This window comes from Pyxidicoccus caerfyrddinensis (assembly GCF_010894405.1).
Taxonomy (GTDB): domain Bacteria; phylum Myxococcota; class Myxococcia; order Myxococcales; family Myxococcaceae; genus Myxococcus; species Myxococcus caerfyrddinensis.
Genome location: NZ_JAAIYA010000141.1, coordinates 1 through 442, shown reverse-complemented (window position 1 = coordinate 442; position 442 = coordinate 1). Strand labels below are relative to the sequence as shown.

2 protein-coding genes are annotated in these 442 nt (G+C 69.5%); one reads left to right on the top strand and one right to left on the bottom strand.

Annotated elements, in window-relative coordinates:
- Positions 1-202: hypothetical protein (locus G4D86_RS51890; RefSeq protein WP_205520439.1), on the top strand; the 202-nt coding region annotated here is incomplete at its 5' end.
- An 18-nt stretch (positions 203-220) separates the two neighbouring features.
- Here the strand turns inward: G4D86_RS51890 and G4D86_RS51885 are convergent.
- Positions 221-442, bottom strand: a 222-nt coding sequence (locus G4D86_RS51885) for a hypothetical protein (RefSeq protein ID WP_164003113.1), incomplete at its 5' end; no start/stop codon positions are given.

The following is a 442-nucleotide window of genomic DNA, read 5'->3' as shown; positions in this document are numbered from 1 at the left end:
GCACGTACACCTGTTCATTGGCGAGCCGGGGCGGCCCGCGTACCACGTCGATGACGTCGTGTTCGACGGCGAGTTTGGCGTGACGCCGCGCTACCGCGAGAAGCAGGAGCTTCGCGGTGGAAGTGGCATCGTGAAGCTGTCGCGCACGGCCTCTGGCGTGTGGCTCGCGCGCCGGGACATCGTCCTGGAGCGTCACCCCTGAGGCGCGTGCGCGGGGTGCTCAGAACGGCGCCAGGCGGAAGGCTTCCATGAGGAGCGGCAGGGGGCGCGCGCTCCACAGCACGGCCCACTGTCGTTCGTTCACGCCTCGCATGTAGACATCGCCCAGGTACAGCGCGACGGCGGCGCGGGCCTCCAGGTCGATGAGGAGCGCGCCCGGCTCACCCGCCACCGAGAAGTGCCGGTCATCCGTGGCCGTGACGAGCACTTCTTGTCCGTCCTC